The organism is Mameliella sp. AT18 (assembly GCF_028807275.1).
GTDB lineage: Bacteria > Pseudomonadota > Alphaproteobacteria > Rhodobacterales > Rhodobacteraceae > Antarctobacter > Antarctobacter albus.
On record NZ_JARAMO010000244.1, the window covers coordinates 1 to 3,214 of the forward strand.

Here is a 3,214-nt window from a genome sequence, read left to right on the forward strand (position 1 = left end):
CCCGTCTCCCTGCGGTCGACTCCCCCGGGAGTATTTTTGCAAAGAAGAAGCTTGGGGCGCTCAGGCAAAGCTGCCCTGGCAGAACCAGCCCGAGGAGGTGGCGCCGCCATGCGCGTAGAAGAGCCAGAGCCTTTCGCCCCGGTCCGTGTCTACCCGCCAGTAGTCGCGGGGCCCCGAGCGCCAGTCGGGATCATCCAGCCACCATTCCGGCGCGATCCGTTCCGGCCCGGTCTGCGCGCTTGCCTGCCAGTCGCGCCCGCGCCAGCGGAAGGTTCGCGGCGGACGCGGCGTGTCGGGGGCGGTCACCGGCTCGGGGCGCCAGAGCAGCAGAGGGCGGGGCACGGCGGGCGCGGGCCAGTCGCGCGCGGGCCAGTCGCGCGCGGGCCGTGACCAGGCGGCGGCCAGGATTTGTGACGCCTTTTCAGGGATATGACTGTCGGCAGGGGCGCGGCGGGTGATCGTCTCCATCCCCAGCCGGGCGCCGAGCCGGCTGACCAGGTCATCGAGCGCGGCGCCGCCCTGGACGCGGCGGGTGCCCTGTTCCGCGGCCTCCAGGTGGCCGGTGCGGGTGCGGGCGTGCAGCGGTTCGTGCACCACCGCCTCGAGCCGCAGCATGTCGATGCCGGGGCCGGCCTCCAGCCCGGAGATCTTGAGCCTTATCAGGGGCATGAGCCGGTGCGGCTGGTCGCTGGCCACGGCGCTGGTGACGGTCTGCCAGTGCATCTGGTGGTCGCAGCGGTGCGCCTCGATCCGCAGTGATCGGGCGCCGCGCCCGCTGGCCCTGAGCGTGGTGCAGAGCCGTTCCGTCATGCGCGAGAGGGCCTCGGCCACGTCCTCTTCCAGCCCGATGGGATCGGGAAAGGACATGCGCAGGGCAAAGCGATCCGGCGGCGCGCTGGGCGAGACCGGCTCGGGCGCGGCGCCGGTGGCCTGGTCGAGCCGGTCGACCAGGCCGCGCCCGAACCGGCGTGCCAGCGGCGCGCGGGGCTGGCCCAGGAGATCCCCCACGCGGCGCAGGCCGAGGCGGGAAAGCTGTTCGATAACATGGGGTTCCAGCCGCAGGGCGGCGATGGGCAGGGGCGAGAGCGCGCGCCAGCCCTGGCCGGGGGGCGCGATGCGCGTGCCCAGGCCCTGCGCGGCGGGGCGTGGTGGGGCGGTGCCGCCGCGGGTCCAGTGGCGGCGCTTGCCGGCGCGGGCGCGGGTGGCGGGGGCCTCCTGGTCGATGGCGTCGCCGGTGCGGGCGGGGGCGGCCTGTTGCTGCGAGAAACGCGCCAGCGCCCAGGCCGCGCCCAGCGTGTCGGCGATGCCGAAATGCACCGTCAGGCCAAGGTCGGCACAGTCCTGCGTGGCCTGTTGTGCCAGCTGTTCCTCGCCGCCGAAGAGATGCGCGCAGCCGGTCAGGTCGATCACCAGCGCGTCGGGCGGTTCCACCGCAACCCAGGGCGAGAACTTGCCCGCCCAGCGGTGCAGTGCGCCAAGAAAGTCTTTCTCCTGAATGGGTTGCGCGGGGCGGGTGAGCAGGCCTGCGCACATGGCATGGGCGTCGCGCAGCGGTTGGCCGGGGCGCAGCCCGGCCTGCGAGGCGGCCAGGGACAGCGACCCCAGCACCTGTGCGGAGCCCTCTTGCGCGACGGTGGCAAAGGGCACCTCGGCCAGGTGGGGCTGGGCGCGGATCAGGCGTTCGGCGCCAAGGCGGGGAAACCAGAGCGAGAGGATGCGGCGGTTGGGCATGGGGAATCGCGGGCAGCGTGTTCTCGTTATGTTCTAGCTTTCGCGAGGCGCGGAGTCGAGTCCGGGAGGCGGGGTTTCGAGCGCGCGCGATGGGGTAACGGCGCGTACGCCGCAAGCGCAACACAAGACCTTGGGGGTGAAATGTCCGCGAACCACAAGGCAGATGACAGGTGCCAGCCCCGCCCCGCCGCTGCGAATCGTACAAAACGTACAAAAGGTACGGCGATTCCAGCATTTTGTACAAAACGCGGCGCGATCTCTGACGCGCCGGGGCCGCGCGGGGCGGAAATCCGGTTAACGGGCGCAAAGGCCGCAGGCGGGACAGGGCGGGACCGGGGGAAGGAAGCGGCGGCCCGCATGTCGCATTTGCCCGGCCTCCGGTCGCCCCCTGACCTTTGGGAAACCAGCGGTTGTATCGGGTGTCCGGCGCCGGGCGACGCGCCCCAAAAAAGGCCCGGCGCGCGCTTGCGACGGCCCCCGCTTTGCATCAGAGTCCGCGCAATTTCAAATCCACGGGAAGGATCGACAATGCGCACAAGAGCCGCAGTAGCCCTGGAAGCGGGCAAGCCGCTTGAGGTCATGGAAGTGAACCTGGAAGGCCCCAAGGCCGGCGAGGTCCTGGTGGAAATCAAGGCGACAGGGATCTGCCACACCGACGAGTTCACCCTGTCGGGCGCCGACCCCGAGGGGCTGTTCCCGGCGATCCTGGGCCACGAGGGCGCGGGCGTGGTGCTGGAGGTCGGCCCCGGCGTGACCTCGCTGAAGCCGGGCGACCATGTCATCCCGCTGTACACCGCCGAATGCCGCCAGTGCGAATACTGCCTCAACCCCAAGACCAACCTGTGCCAGAGCGTGCGCGCGACGCAGGGCCAAGGGCTGATGCCGGACGGCACCTCGCGCTTTTCCATGCTCGATGGCACGCCGATCCTGCATTACATGGGCTGTTCGACCTTCTCGAACCACACGGTTCTGCCCGAGGTCAGCCTGGCCAAGATCAACCCCGACGCGCCCTTCGACAAGGTCTGTTACATCGGTTGCGGCGTCACCACCGGCATCGGCGCGGTGATTTATACCGCCAAGGTCGAGATCGGCAGCCGCGCGATCGTGTTCGGCCTGGGCGGCATCGGCCTGAACGTGATCCAGGGCCTGCGGCTGGCAGGGGCGGATCAGATCGTCGGCGTCGACCTGAACCCCGACAAGAAGGCGATGGCCGAGAAGTTCGGCATGACCGATTTCGTCAACCCCAACGAGGTCGAGGGCGATCTTGTCCCCTACCTGGTCGACCTGACCAAGGGTGGCGCGGATTACACCTTTGACGCGACGGGCAATGTGAACGTCATGCGCACGGCGCTGGAAGCGGCGCACAAGGGCTGGGGCGAGTCGATCATCATCGGCGTGGCGCCCGCCGGGGCCGAGATTTCCACCCGTCCCTTCCAGCTGGTCACGGGCCGCACCTGGCGCGGCACCGCCTTTGGCGGCGCGC

General features: G+C 70.2%; 2 protein-coding genes. One reads left to right on the forward strand and one right to left on the reverse strand.

Features of this window, described 5'->3' with window-relative positions; genetic code table 11:
* Positions 1–60: 60 nt before the first annotated feature.
* The gene (locus tag PVW46_RS21315) at positions 61–1,731 is read right to left on the reverse strand and encodes a Y-family DNA polymerase (protein ID WP_274577493.1); all 1,671 of its coding nucleotides are present in this window, start codon (positions 1,729–1,731) and stop codon (positions 61–63) included.
* 528 nt (positions 1,732–2,259) lie between these two features.
* Between PVW46_RS21315 and PVW46_RS21320 the strand changes: the two genes are divergently transcribed.
* The coding region (locus tag PVW46_RS21320) for a zinc-binding dehydrogenase (protein WP_274577494.1) at positions 2,260–3,214 on the forward strand (955 nt) is incomplete at its 3' end.